The organism is Streptomyces sp. CA-179760 (assembly GCF_050937045.1).
GTDB lineage: Bacteria > Actinomycetota > Actinomycetes > Streptomycetales > Streptomycetaceae > Streptomyces.
This window is the reverse complement of sequence record NZ_JBNJLZ010000001.1, coordinates 6,476,419-6,496,331: the sequence shown is the minus strand read 5'-3', so window position 1 is coordinate 6,496,331 and position 19,913 is coordinate 6,476,419. Positions and strand designations below refer to the sequence as shown.

The following is a 19,913-nucleotide window of genomic DNA, read 5'->3' as shown; positions in this document are numbered from 1 at the left end:
GGGTGTAAACACCCTTCTTACCGGACGGACGAGGCCGACGACGAGTCCATAACGCGAAGGTCACATGCACGCGCTCCGACTCTTCGACCAAAATCAGGACAAGGTCTGGACAAACCAGCGGCAACCGCTCAAGCGTCGGCGAAGCCCACGACCCTCGTACCGAAATCCCGGGATTCGCCGAAGATCTTCCGGCCGGAAGGAAAGATTCCAACAGAAGGTCCGGCCGTGATGTACCGGAGTGGTGCGGTTCGGGGGTCGCCCGTTATCCGATTTTGACATGGATGGCGCCCAGAATGCCGCAGTCCGAATGGCAAGATGCCGTAATCACACGAGGTCGCGACACTCGAAGACGTGTGCTCTCGTCGACCCATGGCGCGCTGCCGCACCGGCAGCCGCCGGCCCCATCGGCAACTCCACCCATCCGCCGGAGGAACCCACCATGACCGCAAGCTCCACCCGTCGTACGACCGCCGCGCACTCCCGGCTAGCAGCGGTCGGTGCGATCGCGGTCGCAGGCGCGCTGATACTCACCGGATGCGGTGACCAGACCAAGGACAACGGCTCCAGCGACACGGCGGCCTCGGCCCCGCTCGCCGACAAGCTGCCGAAGTCCATCCGCGACAAGGGCGTCATCAAGGTCGGTTCCGACATCGCGTACGCCCCGGTCGAGTTCAAGGACGACGCGGGCAAGACGGTCGGTATCGACCCGGACCTCGCCGCCGCCATGGGCAAGCAGCTCGGGGTCGACTTCCAGTTCGAGAACGGCACCTTCGACACGCTGATCACGGGTCTGCGCTCCAAGCGGTACGACATCGCCATGTCCGCGATGACCGACACCAAGGACCGCCAGGAGGGCATCGACTCCGACACCGGCAAGAAGGTCGGTGAGGGCGTCGACTTCGTCGACTACTTCACCGCCGGTGTCTCGATCTACACCAAGAAGGGCGACGACCAGGGCATCAAGACCTGGTCCGACCTGTGCGGCAAGAAGATCGTGCTGCAGCGCGGCACGGTCTCCGAGGACCTCGCCAAGGCGGAGTCGAAGAAGTGCCCGGCCGGCAAGAAGATCGCCATCGAGCCCTTCGACAACGACCAGCAGGCCCAGACCCGCCTGCGCGCGGGTGGCGCGGTCGCCGGTTCGTCCGACTTCCCGGTCGCCGCGTACGCGGTGAAGACCTCCGGCGGCGGCAAGGACTTCCAGCTGGTCGGCGAGCAGGTCGAGGCGGCCCCGTACGGCATCGCGGTCGCCAAGAACCAGACGCAGCTGCGTGACGCCCTCAAGGCCGCGCTGGACGCCGTCATCAAGAGCGGCGAGTACGAGAAGATCATGAAGAAGTGGGGCGTCACGGACGGCGCCATCACGGAAGCCACGATCAACGGCGGCAAGTGACCGCGACGCAGCGGCACTGAAAGGCAACACCCGTGACTGTTGACATCGACAAGACGCCGGCCGACACGCCCCCGGCCGGACCGGAGGCCATCAAGGCCATCCCGGTCCGGCACTACGGGCGGTACGTCACCGCCGTCGTCGCTCTCGCCCTGCTGGGCGGCATCGTCTACGCGTTCTCCCAAGGCAAGATCAACTGGGGTGCGATCCCGGACTACTTCTTCGACGACCGCATCCTGAACGGCGTAGGCAAAACGCTCCTGCTGACCGTTCTGTCCATGGCGATCGGCATCGTCGGCGGTGTCCTGCTGGCCGTGATGCGCCTGTCGAAGAACCCGGTGACCTCGTCGATCGCGTGGTTCTACATCTGGTTCTTCCGCGGCACCCCGGTCCTGGTGCAGCTGATCGTCTGGTTCAACCTGGGCCTGGTCTTCGAGTACATCAACCTCGGGCCGTTCTACAAGGACGAGTGGTCGGACTTCATGACCCCGTTCCTGACGGCCCTGCTGGGTCTCGGCCTCAACGAGGCCGCCTACATGGCGGAGATCTGCCGTGCCGGTCTGCTCTCGGTCGACGAGGGCCAGACGGAGGCGTCGCACGCGCTGGGCATGAGCCACACCAGGACGCTGCGCCGGATCGTCATCCCGCAGGCGATGCGCGTGATCGTGCCGCCGACGGGCAACGAGGTCATCAACATGCTGAAGACGACCTCGCTGGTCTCGGTCGTCCAGTATCCCGAGCTGCTCCGCGCCGCCCAGGACATCGGCCAGACCTCCGGCGCCCCCGCCGAGATGCTGTTCCTGGCGGCTGCCTGGTACCTGCTGCTGACCTCGGTCTTCAGCGTGGGCCAGTACTACCTGGAGCGGTACTACGCGCGTGGTTCGAGCCGGTCGCTCCCGGCCACCCCGTTCCAGAAGATCAAGGCGAATCTGCTGTCCCTGTCCAACCGCTCGGCGTCGACGGGAGGCACCGCATGACCGCCATGGTCAAGGCCGAGGGCGTCCACAAGTCCTTCGGCCCCGTAGAGGTCCTCAAGGGAATCGACCTGGAGGTGAAGTCCGGCGAGGTGTTCTGCCTCATCGGCCCTTCGGGCTCCGGCAAGTCGACCTTCCTGAGGTGCATCAACCACCTGGAGAAGATCAACGCCGGCCGTCTGTACGTGGACGGCGAGCTGGTCGGCTACCGCCAGAAGGGCGACAAGCTCTACGAGCTCAAGGACAGCGAGGTCGCGGTCAAGCGCCGGGACATCGGCATGGTCTTCCAGCGCTTCAACCTGTTCCCGCACATGACGGCCGTCGAGAACGTCATGGAGGCACCGGTTCAGGTCAAGGGCGTCAGCAAGAGCCAGGCCCGCACGCGCGCCCAGGAGCTCCTGGACCGGGTGGGACTGGCCGACAAGGCGGGCAGCTACCCCTCGCAGCTCTCCGGCGGCCAGCAGCAGCGCGTCGCCATCGCGCGGGCCCTCGCCATGGACCCGAAGCTGATGCTGTTCGACGAGCCGACCTCGGCGCTCGACCCGGAGCTGGTCGGTGACGTCCTGGACGTCATGCGCGACCTCGCCGAGTCGGGTATGACGATGATCGTCGTCACCCACGAGATGGGCTTCGCCCGCGAGGTGGGCGACAGCCTGGTCTTCATGGACGGCGGTGTGGTGGTCGAATCCGGTCACCCGCGCGAGGTGCTGACGAACCCGCAGCACGAGCGGACGAAGTCGTTCCTGTCCAAGGTGCTCTGAGGGTACGAACACCGAGGGGGCGGTACGGATCTCCGTACCGCCCCCTTCGCTCGTCCGCGCCCGGTCACCTCAGGGCGAGCAGCAGGGTGTCCGAGGGCGAGCACCACACCGGCCTGGCCTCGCCGAATCCCTTCTCGCGCAGCACGCGCGCGTGCCACGCCGCCGACGGCATGTCGCCGTCGGCGTGCTCGCCGTAGATCTCGTAGCGCCGGGCCGTGGGCCCCGCGAGGACCGGGTCCTTGGCGGCGAGCTGCCACCATTCGGACCAGTCGAGGATGCCGTCCCGCTTGGCCTGATCCATACGGGCGTGCCGCTGTGCCTGCTCGGCGGCGTTGATCCGGGGCGTCGACTCGTCGATCATGTGATCCGCGTTCATGAAGACACCGCCGTCGCGGACGACTCCCGCGACCTGGCCGTAGAGGTCCGCGAGGGGTTCCCGGTGCAGCCAGTGCAGGGCCGTCGCGGTCAGGACGGCGTCATACGAGTCGTACGGCAGCTTCGCCGGCCAGTCGGGGTCCTTGAGGTCCGCGGTGACGAGGCCGACCCGGTCGTCGCCCGCGAAGGTGCCCTCGGCGATGGCGAGGAGTGCCGGGTCGAGGTCGACGCCGGTGCTGGTGGCCTCGGGGAACCGGGCGAGCAGCCGGGCGGTGATGCTGCCCGTGCCGCAGGCGAGGTCGAGCACGCGCGGGGCGGTGCCCACCAGGGCCTCCACCATGTCGAGCATGATCTGGAACCGCTCCTCGCGGTCGGGCAGGTACCACTCCTGCTGCCGGTCCCAGCTCTCCTGCCAGGCACGCCAGTCGGTGGTGGCCGCAGTGGTGTCGGCGTCCGTCATCGAGACCCTCCCTCGTAATACCCTGGAAGCACCATCAGCTGTTACCAGTGCGCGCTCACGACAATAAAGCCCCTCCGTAAGGACTACAAGTGGAACTGGCCTATTACTCGGACTACGCCGTGCGCCTCGTCAACACCGAGGAACCGGCCCGGGGCAAGGACGCCCTGACGTCGGTCGAGGCCGTCCGCGACCTGTTCGGCGCCAGCCAGTCGGCGGCCCGCCGAGCCACCGACTCGGACGTGACGCGGTTCCGCTCGATCCGGGCCCGGCTGCGCGCGGTGTTCGAGGCGGCCGACTCGGGCGACGAGACCCTGGCCGTCGACCTGCTGAACTCCCTCCTCCTGGAGTTCCCCGTGAGCCCGCAGATCTCCGGGCACGACTTCCGCGACGACGACGGCCGCCCCCTGTGGCACATGCACCTGGCGGACCACCCGTCCAACGCCACCGCGGGCTACGCGGCGATCGCGGCGATGGGCCTGGCGTTCCACCTGACCGAGTACGGCGTGGACCGGCTCGGCCTGTGCGAGGCCGCGCCCTGCCGCAACGCCTACCTGGACACCTCCACGAACCGCTCCCGGCGCTACTGCTCCGACCGCTGTGCGACCCGCGCCAATGTGGCGGCCTACCGCGCCCGCAAGCGCCGCGAGGCCGCCCTGCCCGACCTGACCGAGAAGACGGGCCTGGCGGCCGACAGCAGCCAGCGCAGCAGCGCCCAGGGCGAACGCCCGGCCCCGCGCGGCCGGTAACGGAACCGGACCCGCCCCAGAACCAGGTCGTCCGGTACGACGCCGTAGTCGGTGCTGTCACCACCGGCGTACGCGTTGTCCCCGAGCACCCACCAGCCGCTCTCGCGCCGCTGGGCGACCCGCTTCACGACGAGCAGGTCCTGCTGGAAGGGATGCCTCAGCACGACGACGTCACCGGGCTTGACCCGGATCCCGTAGTGCACCAGGAGCCGGTCCCCGTGGTACAGCGTGGGCACCATGGACGGCCCGGTCACCTCGGCGACGCCGAAGGGCGCGGCCGGCCTCCCCCGCTCGGACTCCTGCGACAGCTCCGGCATCACCCGGCACCTCCCCGGTTCTTCCTCCACCAGTCTCAGTCTCACCCCGGACTTTTGTCCTAAGCCCATGGGGGCACCCGCGAAAACCCGTCCCCCACGGAGTAATGTCCCCTGTGAGAAGACGATCACGAGGAAGGAATGCTCCATGCTTTCCCGCCTGTTTGCCCCCAAGGTCAAGGTCAGCGCCCACTGCGACCTGCCCTGCGGTGTGTACGACCCTGCCCAGGCCCGCATCGAGGCGGAGTCGGTCAAGGCTGTCCAGGAGAAGATGGCCGGCAACGACGACCCGCACTTCCAGGCGCGCGCCACCGTCATCAAGGAGCAGCGCGCCGAGCTCGCCAAGCACCACGTCTCGGTGCTCTGGAGCGACTACTTCAAGCCCCCGCACTTCGAGAAGTACCCGGAGCTGCACCAGCTGGTCAACGACGCCCTCAAGGCCCTCTCGGCCGCCAAGGGCTCGACCGACCCGGCGACCGGGCAGAAGGCTCTGGACTACATCGCCCAGATCGACAAGATCTTCTGGGAGACCAAGAAGGCCTGAATTCATGGGCTGCCCGAAGGGGCCCGGCTGGGAGTACCCGGCCGGGCCCCTTCGTCGTACGTAGTCGTACGTAGTCGTATGTATGGGTCAGTCGTGGCTGACAGTCAGTGGAACTGAGGCACGATCAGGTAGATCCCGTACGCCACCACGGCCGCGCAGGTGAGGAAGCACAGGGCGGCCTGGGTGACGCCGAGGGCGGAGGTGCCGCCCTGCTGTTCGCGGGCGCCCTCCAGCCGGGCGAGACCGAGGACGCCGAAGGCGAACACGACGACCACGGCGACGGTGACGCCGACGCTCACCGCGCCGACCTGGCCGAGTGCGGTCCAGTCCAGATGCATGTCGACTCCCCGACGTCAGGCTGCCGTGCCGACCTTGGCGGGCGGCTCGGTGCGGATGCTGACCTCTTGCGCGTCGTTGACGTTGTGCGCGTGCACCGGGTTGCGGCGCGAGACGGCCACGATGCCGGCGGCCAGGGCCGCGCCGACCAGGGCGACGACCGCCGTACCGAGGTCGCCGCCGTTCTGGACGACGCTCGCGGCCACGCCGCCGACCAGTGCGGCGGCGGGCAGGGTGATCATCCAGGCGATCGCCATCCGGCCCGCGACGCCCCAGCGGACCTCCGCGAGCCTGCGGCCGAGCCCCGCGCCGAGGATGCTGCCCGAGGCGACCTGGGTGGTGGACAGGGCGAAGCCGAGGTGGGCGGAGGTGAGGATGACGGTGGTGGAGGCGGTCTCGGCGGCGAAGCCCTGCGGCGACTGGATCTCGGTGAGGCCCTTGCCCATCGTGCGGATGATGCGCCAGCCGCCGAGGTAGGTGCCGAGCCCGATAGCGATGCCCGCGGAGGCGATGACCCACAGGGGCGGGCCGGCGTCGTGGCCGAGCGCACCGGCCGAGATCAGGGTGAGGGTGATGACGCCCATGGTCTTCTGCGCGTCGTTCGTGCCGTGGGCGAGGGAGACCAGGGAGGCGGAGGCGATCTGGCCGATCCGGAAGCCCTTGGTGACGGAGTCCTTGCGGGCGCGGTCGGTGAGCCGGTAGGCGAGGTAGGTGGCGAGCAGCGCGGCGACACCGGCCACGAGCGGCGAGGCCACCGCCGGAACGAGCACCTTCTCGACGACCTTGTCGAAGTGGACGCCGTGGCTGCCCGCCCCGACCCACACGGCCCCGATCAGCCCGCCGAACAGGGCGTGCGAGGAGCTCGAGGGCAGCCCCACGAGCCAGGTCAGCAGGTTCCACAGGATCGCCCCGACCAGCCCCGCGAAGATCATCCCCGGGCTGACGAGGGTGTCGTCCACGATGCCGCCCGAGATGGTCTTGGCCACCTCGGTGGAGAGAAAGGCACCGGCGACATTGAGGACACCGCTGATCAGGACCGCCGTACGTGGAGCCAGCGCGCCGGTGGCGATGGACGTGGCCATCGCGTTCGCCGTGTCGTGGAATCCGTTGGTGAAGTCGAAGGCGAGCGCCGTGACGATGACGACCGCCACGAGGAACGTGATGTGGTCCATTCCTGAATGCAAACAAGCGCGGACCAATACGCGGAGAACGGCGAGGCAAAGGCTGGTCAAGGTTCACGCAGGTGGCCGTGGTGGGTGACCTGGCCCTGCGGGCAGTTGTCCGGGGCAGCCGGCGCCCGAGTGTGATGCGAGGCAACAGAAGTCGCCTTGCCGCGCGGCTAGTCGGCCTCCGTGTACGCGTATGCGCAAAGGGCCGCGTCGACGCCCTCCGGCGTAGGGCAGGGCGGCAGGCTCGGTGTCATGTCAGGTTTCGCCTCTTCCCAGACGTACGGTCCCTGAGGCTCCGTCGAGTCCTGCATCCACAACGTCAGCCCACCCGCGACGACCACGGCAAGCGCCCACACGATGACTGCCCAGCGCCACACTCCGCGACGCCCCTCCCCCGTCATGCCCATGCCTCACACGCTAGCGCCTCAAGCGCGCCGCCCGCGTCTGGAGATATCGCTGCTCAGGCAGGCTGAGGGTCTGGGCGGCCGCCGACTCGTAGGCGGCCCGGGCGGCTTCGGGTTCGCCCGCGCGTTCCAGGAGGTGTCCTCGTACGGCGTCCAGGCGGTGGCCTTTCAACGTGCCCGACAGGGTGTCCAGTTCGGTCAGGCCGGCGCGCGGGCCGTGGACCATGGCGACGGCGACCGCGCGGTTGAGACGTTCGACCGGCCCGGGCACCAGGCCGACAAGGATGTCGTACAGGCCCAGGATCTCGGCCCAGTCCGTCGCCTCGTGCGAAAGCGCCTCGTCGTGTACGGCGGCGATCGCGGCCCGCAGCTGGTACGGCCCGGTCCTGCCCCGGGACAGCGCCCGGGTCACCAGCGCGACGCCCTCCTCGATTCCGGCCGTGTCCCAGCGGTCGCGGTCCTGTTCGTCGAGAGGGATCAGCTCCCCGCTCGGTCCGCTGCGCGCAGCGCGGCGGGCGTCGGTGAGCAGCATCAGCGCGAGCAGTCCGGCCACCTCGCAGTCGTCGGGGAGCAGCCGGTGGACCGTACGGGTCAGCCGTACGGCCTCGCCCGCCAGGTCGGGGCGTTGGAGGGCGCTGCCGGAGGTGGCGGTGTAGCCCTCGTTGAAGATCAGGTAGAGGGTCTGCAGAACGGACGGCAGCCGCCGCTCCCAGCTGTCCGGGCGGCCGAAGCGTACCCCCCGCACCCTCTGCTTGGCCCGGCTGATGCGCTGCGCCATCGTGGCCTCCGGGACCAGGTACGCGCGGGCGATCTCCGCCGTGGTCAGACCGCCGACGGCACGCAGCGTGAGCGCGATCTGGGCGGGCGGGGTGAGGTCGGGGTGACAGCACAGGAACAGCAGCGAGAGGGTGTCGTCCTCACGGGGAGCCCGCTCCCTGGGCGGCGGGGCGGTGAAGGCATCGCGTGGCGTGAGCGCCGCCGCCCGCTCCTCGCGCTGCCGCCGGGCCTCCTCGCTGCGCAGGGCGTCGGTCAGCCGCCGCGCGGCCACCTTGATCAGCCAGCCGCGCGGATTGCCGGGCACGCCCGCCGAGGGCCACTGTCCGGCCGCCGCGAGCAGCGCCTCCTGTACGGCGTCCTCGGCTGCGTCGAAGTGCCCGTACCGTCTGACCAGCGCGCCGAGGACCTGCGGCGCGTTCCGGCGCAGCAGGTCCTCGACCTCGGGTGTGTTCCTCACCGGCGGGTCCGTCGGCCTCGCACGGGCCGGCTCGTCAGATGTCCCCGCTGCCGTCCATGATCGGGCGGATCACGACCGGGTAGTCGGGGGCACCGGCCGGCTGGGGGCAGCGGGAGATGCGGTCGGCGATCTCCGTGACCCGCTCCAGGCTCTCGCACTCCAGGACCCAGTAGCCGGCCAGCAGCTCCTTGCTCTCGCTGTACGGGCCGTCGGTGATCACCGCCTTGCCGTCGTCACCGAGGGTGACATGCCGGGTCTGCGCCGGCTCGGCCAGGCCCTGCCCGTCGACGAACTCGCCGGTCTCGGAAAGATCGTCGTTGATTGCTCCCATGTAGGCGAACATGGCCTGCAGCTCGTCCTCGTTCCAGGCGGGCGAGTCCGCTGACGCATTGCCGCGCATGGCCTCGTAGTCCGCCTGTGTGCCCTGCACCATGACCAGGTACTTCATCAGTCCGCTCCTTCGGCTCTCACCACCCTGCCGGGCGGCTCTCACAGGGGACGTCGGAGCCGGGCCGGGATTCTCGACACGAGCTCAGGAGTTTTCCGAGACGGTTTTTCCGGGGGGCGTTTCGGCCGGGGCCGTGGCGGGTGGGGCCGTGGCGGGTGGGGCGGTGTCATCGGGCGGCCGGGGGGCCGCGTGGGGCCGGGTTTCCCCGGCAGGCCGCGTGTCCTCGACGGTGGGGCCACTGCCGGCGTCCTCCGCGTCGTAGGCCCCGCACCCGGGGTTGTGGCAGGGGCCCGCCACCCACAGGGGGACCCACGTGCCCAGCGTCTTGTGGCGCCGGACGACTGTTTCCACTGGCTGTCCGCAGGTCGGACAGACGTGTTCGTCTCTGCCCATGTCCTCAGGGTAAAACGGTCACAGGCTCAGCGCTCCCTGCTGTACGAGCGCACCAGCACGCCGTTTCCGAACGTACACGCGGACTCCAGGGTGAAATCCGAGATCGCGAACCCGGCCCCGAACATGGGCATGCCCGAGCCGTACACCAGCGGGTAGGTCTTGATGACGAGCTCGTCGATCTCGTCGAGCAGTTCGCCCGCGAGCTTCGAGCCGCCGCACCGGGAGATACCGAACTCGCTGCCCTCGGACTTCAGTTCGCGGACCTTGCCGACCAGGTCGTCCGCGACGATCTCGACGTTCGAGTCGGGCGATTCCTTGAGCGTGCCGCTGGCGACGTACTCGCGCGGGTGGGCGTAGGGACTGATGGTGCCCTCCTGCAACTACTTCACCGGACGCGCCGACCTGCTGCGCCAGATCGGCACCCGGCTGCACGTACGGCTCGCGCCGGACCCCTCGGTGGTCGCCGAGCTGATGACCCGCCCGAAGGACCGCTCGCTGGTCACGGCCTTCATGCACGACCTGATGGCCCGCGCGACCCGCGACCGCACGGGCTATCCGGCCCTCATGGAGCTACGACTGGAGGCCACTCGCCGCCCCGAACGGGACCGCAGGAGCTATGAGCCCGTGCGCGTACGGGGCTCGCGCCACATCGGCCACATGGCCGGGCCGTCCGGGAGGTCGAGGACCGGGCCGGTGAACTCGAAGCCGAGACGCTCGTACAGCTTGCGACTGCGGGCGCTGCTGGCCTCCAGATAGGCGGACACGCCCTCGCGGTCGCAGCGGTCGAGGACCGACTCGATGAGCGCGGTGCCGAGTCCCTCGCCCTGGCGGCCGGGGGCGACACCGATCATCCACAGGTACTCGTGGGCCCGCCCCGAGGGGTGGATGGCGGCCGTCAGCCGGCCGATCAGCTCGATGCGCTCGTTGTCCGGGTCGACGGCCGCCCGCACCTGGGCCGGACCGTCGTCGACCTCGGAGTCACCGTCATGGTCGTCGGCCGGCATGGACAGCCACAGCGCACAGGCCGAGCCGTCCTCGGTGATGTCGACGCGCCCAGCCGCGAGCACGATGTCGGTGAAGGCGGCCATCAGCCCGGGGTGATGTGCACGGCGGTCCTCCGCCCCGGGGAAGACCCAGCCGCTCACGGGGTCGTTTTGGAACGCCTCGTCCAGCAGCCGGACGACCGACTCCCGGTCCGCCTCGCCCGCCGTACGGATCGCCACGCCCATGCCCCGCCCCTTTGCTCGTCCCGACGGGCGTTGATCGTAGGGGGATTGAGGGCCGTACAGGGCAGGCGGGGCAACAGCTTGGCGGAATTCAGTCGAACGTCTGTCCAAACTTGGTCGCGTGACGGTTGAGAAGGGGCGGGCCCCGCACACCGTGGGGCAGTGCGGGACCCGCCGACCGGAGTCCGGAAGCGGTGCGGCGTCAGGAGCCGCACGGCCCCGACGCTCCGGGGTCCTGCCTTCGGTCGCCCGAAGGATCATGCTGTGCTGCCGTCCACCAGCCACTGCATCCGGCTTGGCCGATGCCGGCCACCAGCCACTGCATCCGACTTGGCCGATGCCGGCCACCAGCCACTGCATCCGACTTGGCCGATGCCGGCCACCAGCCACTGCATCCGACTTGGCCGATGCCGGCCAGCCGCTGCCGGACGTCAGCCGTACGTCAACTGCTGCGCCGTGTCACGAACTCGGCGAGGGCCAGCAGACCGCCGGCCGCCTCCGGATCCGGCACCGCACGTGCCAGCTGCTGCATCGCCCGCGCCATCCGGTCGGCAGCCTGACCCTGCGCCCAGTCACGGCCGCCCGCGCGTTCCACAGTCAGAGCGATGTGGTCCAGGTCCTCCTTCTCGCGAGGTCGTGCGTACAGCTCGGCGAGCTCTGCGGCCGCCGGCGTGCCGGATGTGAACGCCGCGACGACCGGCAGGGACTTCTTGCGGGCGGCCAGGTCCGCGCCGACGGGCTTGCCGGTGCGGTGCGGGTCGCCCCATATGCCGATGACGTCGTCGATGAGCTGGAAGGCGAGCCCGGCCTCCCGGCCGAACGCGTCCAGCGCCGCCACGTCCTCGTCCCCGGCGCCCGCGTACAGGCCGCCGATCGCGCAGGCACTTCCCAGCAGTGCGCCCGTCTTGGCCTCCGCCATGGCGAGCACCTCCTCGATGGTGACCTCGCCGGGGTCGCACCGCTCCATGGCCGTGTCCGCGTGCTGGCCCGCACACAGTTCGACCACGCAGTCCGCGAGCCGGACCGCGGCGGCCCGGGCCGCCGGGTGCGGATCCGTCGCGAGCAGTCGCATGGCCAGCGCCTGCAGGGCGTCCCCGCCGAGGATCGCGTCGGCGTCTCCGAACACGGTCCACGCGGTGGGACGGTGACGGCGGGTGGTGTCCCGGTCCATCACGTCGTCGTGCAGCAACGTGAAGTTGTGCACCAGCTCCACCGCCGCGGCGGCCCGGACCGCTCCCGCCCGCGCCTCGGGTCCTCCGAGGGCGGACGCAGCGGCGAGGACGAGCGCGGGGCGGATCGCCTTGCCCGAACCGCCCTCGGCCGGGGTGCCGTCCTCCTCCTCCCAGCCGAAGTGGTAGAACGCGATACGGCGCATCGGCCCGGGCAGCGAGTCGAGCGCGGCCCGCAGCACCGGGTCGACCTCCGTCCGGGCCCGCTCCAGGAGCATGACCGCCTCGTGCCCCTCGGCCGGTCCGGGCCGGCCGTCCCGCTGCGTCCCGATGGACCCCCGCCTTTCCGGCGCCCCGTCCGCACGCCGGGGCTCGGCACCTCGCTGCTCAGCGAGGGCGGATCGCTGCTCACGAGGGGTGGGCGGCGTCGCCTCCGTCCTGAACTCCGTAAGGGACTCACCCATGGGACCGCCTCGGAGTATGAGCGGACGTTGGCGCTTCCGCTGCCGCTGAGCGCGTACCCCGAGGGTGTACCCGCCCGGGCGGACGGGGACACGGCCGATGCACCGGGAGCGTCACCGCCAGCGGCCGATCTCGACGTTCTCCAGGACTCCGAGCGCGTCCGGTACCAGGACCGCGGCCGAGTAGTAGGCCGTGACCAGGTACTTGATGATGGCCTGTTCATTGATGCCCATGAAGCGGACGGACAGACTCGGCTCGATCTCGTCCGGGATGCCGGAGGCCCGCAGGCCGATGACACCCTGGTCGGCCTCACCGGTACGCATCGCGATGATCGACGTCGTACGGGCCTCGGTCACCGGGATCTTGTTGCACGGGTAGATCGGCACACCGCGCCAGGTGGGGATGCGGTTGCCACCGACGTCGATGGTCTCGGGCACCAGCCCGCGCTTGTTGAGCTCACGGCCGAACGCGGCGATCGCACGCGGGTGGGCCAGGAGCAGTTTGGTGCCGCGGCGCCTGCTGAGCAGCTCGTCCATGTCGTCCGGGCCGGGCACACCGTCGTGCGGCTGGATCCGCTGCTCGTACTCGCAGTTGTGCAGGAGCCCGAAGTCGCGGTTGTTGACGAGCTCGTGCTCCTGGCGTTCCTTCAGCGCCTCGACCGTCAGCCGGATCTGCTGCTCGGTCTGGTTCATGGGCTGGTTGTAGAGATCGGCCACGCGCGTGTGCATGCGCAGCACGGTCTGGGCGACGCTCAGTTCGTACTCACGGGGCCTGGCCTCGTAGTCGACGAAGGTGTGCGGGATGTCCTGCTCGCCGGAGTGGCCGGAGGAGAGGTCGATCTCCTTCTCGCCGTACTTGTTGGAGCGCTGCTCGGGGATCGCCCGGGACTGCTGCAGGTGTTCGCGCAGCGAGTCCGAGCGTTCCGCGATCTGCTCGAACTCCTGGCGGGGCAGCACCAGCACGGTGCACGCGGTGAGCGCGCGGGCCGTGTACTCCCAGATCGCGTCCTCGTCCAGTAGTGCCTCGTCGCCGAAGTAGGCGCCGTCGGCCAGGACTCCGAGGGACTCGTCGTCCCCGTACGGGCCCGTGCCGATCTTCTCCACCCTGCCGTGTGCCAGCAGGTACACCTCGTCGGCCTGGCCGCCGAACGACGCGATCACCTCGCCCGCCTGGATCTCCCGCTGCTCGCAGCGCCGGGCGATCTCGGAGAGCACCTCCTGGTCCTCGTACGACCGCAGCGCCGGCAGTTCGCCCAGCTCCGCGGGGATGATCTCGACGCGGTCGCCGGTCTTCACGAACGTCATCCGGCCGTCGCCCACGGCGAAGGTCAGCCGCCGGTTCACCCGGTACGTACCACCCTGGATGTCCACCCAGGGCAGCATCCGCAGCAGCCAGCGGGAGCTGATCTCCTGCATCTGCGGCACGGACTTGGTCGTGGTGGCCAGGTTCCGCGCGGCCGCCGTGCCAAGACTCTGCTGCGGCTTGGTCTCCTCCGTGCGGACCTCTTCGCCTACCGACATAGAGAACTGCCCTCCCGGTTATGCCCAACGCCCATATGCCTCGGGCATCGATGTCCACGGGCAAGCCTTCCTCACTCAGCTTCGCGGTGCTATTACCCGAAAGAGCGGGAATGGATCTTCGTATCACTGGGCAGGGGGAGGCTCTTTCCGGGTGGCGACAATCCGTGGAAGCCTGTCGCTCCCGCCACTGGGGAGCGGGCGGGACCGGATCTAGCGTGATCAGCCGTCCCCTCCCCGGCTCCAGAGAACGGCCCCGCCCATGCAGTACATCGCGCCGATCGGCATCGGCATCCTCTACGCCCTGTCGATGTCCCTCGTCCGCGAACCGCACCGGCGGCGCCTGAACGCCGTGATGGTCGCGGGCGCCGGTGCCGCGTATCTCAGCGGCGGCGGCATGGGCGGCTGGGAGTTCCCCTTCACCGCGCTGATGACCTACGTCGCCTTCCGCGGTCTGGAGTCGTGGACGTGGATCGGCATCGGCTGGCTGCTGCACACGGCCTGGGACATCGTCCACCACATCAAGGGCGACCCGATCATCCCGTTCCTCCACACCTCGTCCCTGGGCTGCGCGATCTGCGACCCGGTGATCGCGCTCTGGTGCCTGCGGGGCGGACCGTCGCTCATCGAGTTCGTGCGCCACGGCCGCCGGTCCGGGCAGTCCGGGCCGACGCCGGATCGGGCCGATGACCAGGTCTCTCCCGCTCGGGCGACAATGACTGGGTGACCAGCCCCGACGCCCCCGACGCGCCCCGCCTCGCGGCCCTGCGCCCCCGGTTGCCCTCGCCGGTGCTGGAAGTCGTCGACGACCGGTTCGAGCGCCGGGGAGTCCGGCTGCTGCTGAAGCGGGACGACCTGATCCACCCGGAGCTGATCGGCAACAAGTGGCGCAAGCTGGCGCCGAATCTCGCGGCGGCGGACGGCCGGCCCGTCGTCACCTTCGGCGGCGCCTACTCCAACCACCTGCGCGCCACGGCCGCGGCAGGCCGGCTGCTCGGCATCCCCACGGTCGGTGTCGTACGCGGCGACGAGCTGGCCGGCCGCCCCCTCAACCCCTCCCTCGCGCGGTGTGCGGCCGACGGCATGCGGCTGCACTTCGCGGACAGGACGACGTACCGCCGCAAGTCGGAGCCGCGCGCCCTGGCCGGGATCCTCCGCGAGGCTGACGCCGAGGGGGCCTACGTCGTCCCCGAGGGCGGCAGCAACGCCGAGGCTGTACGCGGATGCCGGGCGCTCGGCGCCGAGCTGCGCGACCGGGCCGATGTCGTGGCCGTGGCCTGCGGTACCGGCGGCACGCTGGCGGGACTGGCCGCCGGCCTCGCTCCCGGGCAGCGCGCCCTGGGCGTGCCGGTCCTCAAGGGCGGATTCCTGACCGCCGAGACCGAGGCCCTGCAGCGGCAGGCGTTCGGCGGCCCGCGCGGCTCCTGGATCCTCGACGAGCGCTTCCACTTCGGCGGCTACGCGCGCGTGCCCGACGAGCTCGACGCCTTCGCCGCGGACTTCGAACGCCGTCACGGCCTGCCCGTCGAACATCTGTATGTGGCCAAGCTGCTGTACGGCCTGGTCGCACTGGCCGGCGAAGGCGCCTTCCCGCGCGGGACGACGGTGGCGGCCGTCATCACCGGCCGCCCCTTCCCGTGACACCCGGCAACGTCCCGTGAAACCCCGGAGCGCCTTGTGACACCCCACAGCGTCTCCTGAAACCCGGCAGCGCCCCGCTGAAACCCGGCAGCGCCCCCGCGCCGCATCGCCGCTACGCCGCCTCCCGGAAGGCCGCCGCCTCCTCCAGGTCCAGCCTGCGCAGCAGGGTCCGCAGCATCTCGTCGTCGATGTACCGGCCGTCCCTGAGCCTGACGAACACCTCGCGTTCGGTGCTGATCATCTCCCGCGACAGCCGCCGGTAGGTGTCGTCGACGGACTCCCCGGTGATCGGGTTGGCCTGCCCGAGCCGTTCCCATACGGCGTTGCGGCGGCGCTCCAGGACGATGCGCAGCCGGTCGGCGAGCGGGGCGGGCAGGGCGTTGCGCTCGTCGGCGAGGAGTTCGTCCAGGCGCCGCTCGGCGGCCCGGGATGCCTGCGCCTGGGCGTTCGCCTCGGCGAGCGTCTCCGCCTGGATGTCCCGCCAGGGGATTCTCAGCAGCCGGATCAGCGGGGGCAGCGTCAGGCCCTGCACGACCAGGGTGCCGATGACCGTCGTGAAGGTCAGGAACAGGATGAGATTGCGGTGCGGGAAGGGCTCCTCACTGTCGTGCATGGTCAGCGGGATCGAGAAGGCGATGGCCAGCGAGACCACGCCTCGCATACCGGCCCACGCGATGATGAACGGCCCCTTCCAGGTCGGGCTTTCCTCCCGCTCCCTGATCCGCGCCGAGAGCAGCCGGGGCAGGAAAGTCGCCGGATAGACCCAGACGAAGCGGGCCGCGACGACCACCAGGAAGATGGCGAGCGCGTACCAGGCGGCATCGGCGCCCTCGTACTGTCCGAGGCCCCTCAGGACCACCGGCAGCTGCAGTCCGATCAGCGCGAACACGGCCGACTCCAGGACGAAGGCCACCATCTTCCACACCGCCTCCTCCTGGAGTCGCGTGGCGAAGTCGACCTCCCACGCGCGGTGTCCCAGGTAGAGCGCGACGACCACGACCGCGAGGACACCGGAGGCGTGCACCTGCTCGGCGACGGCGTAGGCGACGAACGGGATCAGCAGGGAGAGCGTGTTCTGCAGCAGCGCCTCCTTCACGTGCGTGCGCAGCCAGTGGATCGGCGCCATCAGCACCAGCCCGACCACGACACCCCCGACCGCCGCGAGCAGGAACTCGCCGATCCCCCGGCCCAGGAGGCGCTCTCTCCGACGGCGGCCGCGAGGGCCACCCGGTACGCGGTGATCGCGGTGGCGTCGTTCAGCAGGGACTCGCCCTGGAGGATCGTGGTGATCCGGGACGGCAGCCCGACCCGGCGTGCCACCGCCGTCGCCGCGACGGCGTCCGGCGGCGCGACCACCGCGCCGAAGACCAGGGCCGCGGTCAGCGGCAGGTCGGGCACGATCACGTACAGGGCCCAGCCGACCACGAAGGTCGCGAACAGCACGTACCCCACGGACAGCATCGCGACCGGCCTGAGCTGGGCCCGCAGGTCGAGGTAGGAGCTGTCGGTAGCGGCCGTGTGCAGCAGCGGGGGCAGGATGAGCGGCAGGACGATGTGCGGGTCGAGCGTGTAGTCGGGCACTCCGGGGACGTAGCTGACCGCCAGCCCGATCGCCACCAGCAGCAGCGGCGCCGGCACCGGGGTGCGCCGCGCGGCCGCGGCGATCGCGGCACTGCCCGCCACCAGCAACAGCAGTGGCATCACGTCCATCGTTCTCGCCCGCCCTCATTTTTTCGCGCGGTCTTCCACTCGACCGTCGTAACCTGGCAATCATGAAACAGTGCACGCACGCCGACGCGCTGCCGCACCCCGAACCCGGCCCGCTCAGCGAGACGTGTCCGGAGTGCCTGGCGGAAGGCATGGATCCGGTGCAGCTGCGGCTGTGCCTGAGCTGCGGTCACGTCGGCTGCTGCGACTCCTCGCCGGGGCGGCACGCGGCGGGGCACCACACGGAGTCCGGCCATCCCGTGATGCGGACGCACGAGCCCGGGGAGACCTGGCGATGGTGCTTCGTCGACCATGTCCTGGTGTGACTCGGCAAGACCCCGGCGGCGGACGGTTCGACCGTCTGACGTCTGGGTACGTCAACCCGGCGCGCGCTCTTCCCATTTGGGCCCGCCCAACCCCTAGACACGGAGCGTATCCACAGGTTTACTGTGAGTGACGACCAGGGGTTGGGGTCCCGGGGACAGGACCGTCGAGAGCGCGATAGCGTCACCGCTGAACCACGTATCGCGTTAACCCGAGGGGCGACCCTCGGCCCTGAAACGCTTGTACCACCATGGAGGTGAGGGTGTCCCAGATCGCAGGCGAGCCCGCGACCCAGGACTTCGTGGAAGTCCGGCTGCCGGCCGCGGGTGCCTACCTGTCGGTGCTGCGTACGGCCACGGCCGGTCTCGCGGCCCGTTTGGACTTCACCCTCGACGAGATCGAGGACTTGCGCATCGCGGTGGACGAGGCCTGCGCGATCCTGCTTCAGCAGGCCGTGCCCGGCTCGGTGCTCAGCTGTGTGTTCCGCCTCGTCGACGACTCACTCGAGGTCACTGTCTCGGCCCCGACCACGGACGGCCATGCCCCTCGCGGGACACCTTCGCCTGGACCGTCCTGTCCGCCCTCGCGGGCAAGGTCTCCTCCGCCGTGGACAAGGACAAAACCGTTTCGATCAGCCTCTACAAACAGCGCGGCGCGGGACCCGGGCCGGCGTGAGGAGCGAGGACGGGCCGGTGCGGGACGAAGAGCGCAGCACACGAGAGCTGCCGGCCGAGGGCACGGGCACGAGTGGTCCGAGCGGGGCCCGGAGCATGGCGGACGGCATCGACGGCATCCCCGAGCAGGCCCGCCCGCACCCTGAGGACGACTCCGCGGAGGCAGTCCTCCCGGGCGGCGGGCGACTGGACCAAGGCGGTGCCGTGCGGAGCGCGCCTCCGGGCGGGGGGATCACCGCATCCCCTGTCCCAGGGGGTCCGCCCACTCGCGCGAAGTCGAGAGTGGCGGAGGAGGCGAGGGCTCGGGGAAGGGCGACGGGCGGGACGATGAGCGAGCACGAGCGAGACTCCGAGCATCAGGCGCCGAGCGCGCACCACACACGGGGTGCGCAGCACGGCTCTCCCGACCGCAGCGGGGCGCGCGACATGTTCCTCAAACTGCGCACCCTGGGGGACGACAGCCCGGAGTACGCGGAGCTGCGCAATCAGCTGGTCCGCATGCACCTGCCGCTCGTCGAGCATCTCGCGCGCCGCTTCCGCAACCGCGGTGAGCCGCTGGACGACCTCACCCAGGTCGCCACGATCGGGCTGATCAAGTCGGTCGACCGCTTCGACCCGGATCGCGGCGTGGAGTTCTCGACGTACGCGACCCCCACGGTCGTCGGCGAGATCAAGCGGCACTTCCGCGACAAGGGCTGGGCGGTGCGCGTCCCGCGCAGGCTGCAGGAGCTGCGCCTGGCGCTGACCACGGCCACGGCCGAGCTCTCACAGCTGCACGGCCGCTCCCCCACGGTCCACGAGCTCGCCGAGAAGCTGGCGATCTCGGAGGAGGAGGTCCTGGAGGGCCTGGAGTCGGCCAACGCGTACTCCACGCTGTCCCTGGACGTCCCCGACACCGACGACGATTCCCCGGCGGTCGCGGACACCCTCGGCGCGGAGGACGAGGCGCTGGAGGGCGTGGAGTACCGGGAGTCCCTCAAGCCGCTGCTGGAGGACCTCCCGCCGCGCGAGAAGCGGATCCTGCTGCTGCGGTTCTTCGGCAACATGACGCAGTCGCAGATCGCGCAGGAGGTCGGCATCTCACAGATGCACGTCTCGCGGCTGCTGGCGCGCACGCTTGCGCAGCTGCGGGAGAGGCTCCTCGTCGAGGAGTGACGGCTACTTCTCCACGTTGCCGGGACTGCCGGGCCCGCGGATCCCGAGGGCCCGGGTCGTCTCGGGGTTCACGAGCAACACGAGCGCCGCGACGGCCACGACCGCGAGGGCGATCCCGGCCGGAATGGCCATGCTGTCGGCCTGGAGCAGGTTGTAGGCCACCGGCAGCGCCATGAGCTGGGTGATGACGGCCGGGCCGCGGCTCCAGCTGCGCAGGGCGAGCAGTCCACGGGACGCGAGCAGCGGCAGCAGGGCGAGCACGACCAGCGTGATGCCTCCGGTCACTGCCTGCTGCCGGTCGTCCGGATGCCCTGTGAGGCCGAGAACGAGGATCCAGACGCCGCCGGCGACCAGCGCGAGCCCCTCCAGTGCGGCCAGCAGCGCGGCGTACGTCAGACGCCGGGGGCGGGGGCCGGTGGTTTCCTCGGTGGTGGGGGTCTGCTCACTGCTCACTCCTGAAGAGTAGCCCTCCTCGTACCCACCCCTGTGGCGA

The 19,913-nt window shown here is 70.2% G+C and carries 19 protein-coding genes and 5 pseudogenes; 11 read left to right on the top strand and 13 right to left on the bottom strand.

The features are described from left to right. Nucleotides 1-439: 439 nt before the first annotated feature. From ACQEV8_RS29700 to ACQEV8_RS29690, 3 genes are read left to right on the top strand one after another with little or no spacing between them, the layout of a single operon-like run. The gene (locus ACQEV8_RS29700; protein ID WP_432966344.1) at nucleotides 440-1,390 is read left to right on the top strand and encodes an ABC transporter substrate-binding protein; all 951 of its coding nucleotides are present in this window, start codon (nucleotides 440-442) and stop codon (nucleotides 1,388-1,390) included. A gap of 32 nt (nucleotides 1,391-1,422) precedes the next feature. After that, a complete protein-coding gene (locus ACQEV8_RS29695; RefSeq protein ID WP_432966342.1) occupies nucleotides 1,423-2,364 on the top strand; it encodes an amino acid ABC transporter permease in 942 nt (313 codons plus the stop codon). Beyond that, nucleotides 2,361-3,122, top strand: a complete 762-nt coding sequence (locus tag ACQEV8_RS29690) for an amino acid ABC transporter ATP-binding protein (RefSeq protein WP_432966340.1) — start codon at nucleotides 2,361-2,363, stop codon at nucleotides 3,120-3,122. Before ACQEV8_RS29695 ends, ACQEV8_RS29690 begins: the two co-directional genes overlap by 4 nt. A gap of 64 nt (nucleotides 3,123-3,186) precedes the next feature. Here ACQEV8_RS29690 and ACQEV8_RS29685 read toward each other — a convergent pair whose 3' ends face one another. Beyond that, nucleotides 3,187-3,957 (bottom strand): class I SAM-dependent methyltransferase, encoded by a 771-nt coding sequence (locus tag ACQEV8_RS29685; protein ID WP_432966338.1) that lies wholly within the window; start codon nucleotides 3,955-3,957, stop codon nucleotides 3,187-3,189. Nucleotides 3,958-4,046: 89 nt separating this feature from the next. Here ACQEV8_RS29685 and ACQEV8_RS29680 point away from each other — a divergent pair, with 89 nt between their 5' ends. After that, the gene (locus ACQEV8_RS29680) at nucleotides 4,047-4,703 is read left to right on the top strand and encodes a CGNR zinc finger domain-containing protein (RefSeq protein WP_432966336.1); all 657 of its coding nucleotides are present in this window, start codon (nucleotides 4,047-4,049) and stop codon (nucleotides 4,701-4,703) included. Between the two features lie 65 nt (nucleotides 4,704-4,768). Here ACQEV8_RS29680 and ACQEV8_RS29675 read toward each other — a convergent pair. After that, nucleotides 4,769-4,942: pseudogene (locus ACQEV8_RS29675) on the bottom strand (S24 family peptidase); the annotation flags it as partial. Nucleotides 4,943-5,165: 223 nt separating this feature from the next. Between ACQEV8_RS29675 and sodN the strand changes: the two are divergent. Beyond that, nucleotides 5,166-5,561, top strand: a complete 396-nt coding sequence (sodN, locus tag ACQEV8_RS29670; RefSeq protein ID WP_030928916.1) for a superoxide dismutase, Ni — start codon at nucleotides 5,166-5,168, stop codon at nucleotides 5,559-5,561. Nucleotides 5,562-5,665: 104 nt separating this feature from the next. Here sodN and ACQEV8_RS29665 read toward each other — a convergent pair whose 3' ends face one another. From ACQEV8_RS29665 to ACQEV8_RS29640, 6 genes and pseudogenes are all read right to left on the bottom strand, one after another. After that, nucleotides 5,666-5,899: a hypothetical protein gene (locus ACQEV8_RS29665; protein WP_432966334.1), complete on the bottom strand. Its 234-nt coding sequence runs from the start codon at nucleotides 5,897-5,899 to the stop codon at nucleotides 5,666-5,668. A 15-nt stretch (nucleotides 5,900-5,914) separates the two neighbouring features. Continuing rightward, nucleotides 5,915-7,069 (bottom strand): anion permease, encoded by a 1,155-nt coding sequence (locus ACQEV8_RS29660; RefSeq protein ID WP_432966332.1) that lies wholly within the window; start codon nucleotides 7,067-7,069, stop codon nucleotides 5,915-5,917. Between the two features lie 414 nt (nucleotides 7,070-7,483). Further along, a complete protein-coding gene (locus ACQEV8_RS29655; RefSeq protein WP_432966330.1) occupies nucleotides 7,484-8,704 on the bottom strand; it encodes an RNA polymerase sigma factor in 1,221 nt (406 codons plus the stop codon). A 34-nt stretch (nucleotides 8,705-8,738) separates the two neighbouring features. Then, complete coding sequence (locus ACQEV8_RS29650) at nucleotides 8,739-9,152, bottom strand: YciI family protein (RefSeq protein WP_432966328.1); 414 nt, start codon at nucleotides 9,150-9,152, stop codon at nucleotides 8,739-8,741. Between the two features lie 84 nt (nucleotides 9,153-9,236). Beyond that, a complete protein-coding gene (locus tag ACQEV8_RS29645; protein WP_432966325.1) occupies nucleotides 9,237-9,545 on the bottom strand; it encodes a hypothetical protein in 309 nt (102 codons plus the stop codon). 26 nt (nucleotides 9,546-9,571) lie between these two features. Next, nucleotides 9,572-9,925, bottom strand: a pseudogene (locus tag ACQEV8_RS29640) (dihydrofolate reductase family protein); the annotation flags it as partial. On the opposite strand from ACQEV8_RS29640, the pseudogene ACQEV8_RS29635 reads away from it, so the two are divergent. Continuing rightward, a pseudogene (locus ACQEV8_RS29635) lies at nucleotides 9,924-10,145 on the top strand (TetR/AcrR family transcriptional regulator); the annotation flags it as partial. The pseudogenes ACQEV8_RS29640 and ACQEV8_RS29635 overlap by 2 nt on opposite strands. A gap of 14 nt (nucleotides 10,146-10,159) precedes the next feature. Here ACQEV8_RS29635 and ACQEV8_RS29630 read toward each other — a convergent pair. The 3 genes from ACQEV8_RS29630 to ACQEV8_RS29620 form a co-directional block, all read right to left on the bottom strand. Beyond that, nucleotides 10,160-10,774 (bottom strand): GNAT family N-acetyltransferase, encoded by a 615-nt coding sequence (locus ACQEV8_RS29630; RefSeq protein ID WP_432966322.1) that lies wholly within the window; start codon nucleotides 10,772-10,774, stop codon nucleotides 10,160-10,162. Between the two features lie 439 nt (nucleotides 10,775-11,213). Continuing rightward, nucleotides 11,214-12,404, bottom strand: coding sequence for a family 2 encapsulin nanocompartment cargo protein polyprenyl transferase (locus ACQEV8_RS29625; RefSeq protein WP_432966319.1), 1,191 nt, complete (start codon nucleotides 12,402-12,404; stop codon nucleotides 11,214-11,216). Nucleotides 12,405-12,515: 111 nt separating this feature from the next. Continuing rightward, nucleotides 12,516-13,922 (bottom strand): family 2B encapsulin nanocompartment shell protein, encoded by a 1,407-nt coding sequence (locus ACQEV8_RS29620; protein WP_432966316.1) that lies wholly within the window; start codon nucleotides 13,920-13,922, stop codon nucleotides 12,516-12,518. A gap of 259 nt (nucleotides 13,923-14,181) precedes the next feature. Here ACQEV8_RS29620 and ACQEV8_RS29615 point away from each other — a divergent pair, with 259 nt between their 5' ends. Beyond that, nucleotides 14,182-14,646, top strand: a complete 465-nt coding sequence (locus ACQEV8_RS29615; RefSeq protein WP_432966313.1) for a DUF6010 family protein — start codon at nucleotides 14,182-14,184, stop codon at nucleotides 14,644-14,646. After that, nucleotides 14,643-15,560, top strand: coding sequence for a 1-aminocyclopropane-1-carboxylate deaminase/D-cysteine desulfhydrase (locus ACQEV8_RS29610; protein WP_432966310.1), 918 nt, complete (start codon nucleotides 14,643-14,645; stop codon nucleotides 15,558-15,560). The genes ACQEV8_RS29615 and ACQEV8_RS29610 overlap by 4 nt, the downstream gene beginning before the upstream one ends. A 112-nt stretch (nucleotides 15,561-15,672) precedes the next feature. On the opposite strand, the pseudogene ACQEV8_RS29605 reads toward ACQEV8_RS29610, so the two are convergent. After that, nucleotides 15,673-17,270: pseudogene (locus ACQEV8_RS29605) on the bottom strand (Na+/H+ antiporter). A 62-nt stretch (nucleotides 17,271-17,332) separates the two neighbouring features. Here ACQEV8_RS29605 and ACQEV8_RS29600 point away from each other — a divergent pair. From ACQEV8_RS29600 to ACQEV8_RS29590, 3 genes and pseudogenes are all read left to right on the top strand, one after another. After that, the gene (locus tag ACQEV8_RS29600) at nucleotides 17,333-17,593 is read left to right on the top strand and encodes a UBP-type zinc finger domain-containing protein (protein WP_391110355.1); all 261 of its coding nucleotides are present in this window, start codon (nucleotides 17,333-17,335) and stop codon (nucleotides 17,591-17,593) included. Between the two features lie 260 nt (nucleotides 17,594-17,853). Further along, nucleotides 17,854-18,266: pseudogene (locus ACQEV8_RS29595) on the top strand (anti-sigma regulatory factor). 17 nt (nucleotides 18,267-18,283) lie between these two features. Next, complete coding sequence (locus ACQEV8_RS29590) at nucleotides 18,284-19,420, top strand: RNA polymerase sigma factor SigF (protein ID WP_432966306.1); 1,137 nt, start codon at nucleotides 18,284-18,286, stop codon at nucleotides 19,418-19,420. A 3-nt stretch (nucleotides 19,421-19,423) separates the two neighbouring features. Here the strand turns inward: ACQEV8_RS29590 and ACQEV8_RS29585 are convergent, their stop codons facing one another. Further along, on the bottom strand, nucleotides 19,424-19,873 hold the full coding sequence (locus ACQEV8_RS29585; RefSeq protein ID WP_432966303.1) for a hypothetical protein: 450 nt from the start codon (nucleotides 19,871-19,873) through the stop codon (nucleotides 19,424-19,426). Nucleotides 19,874-19,913 lie beyond the last annotated feature (40 nt).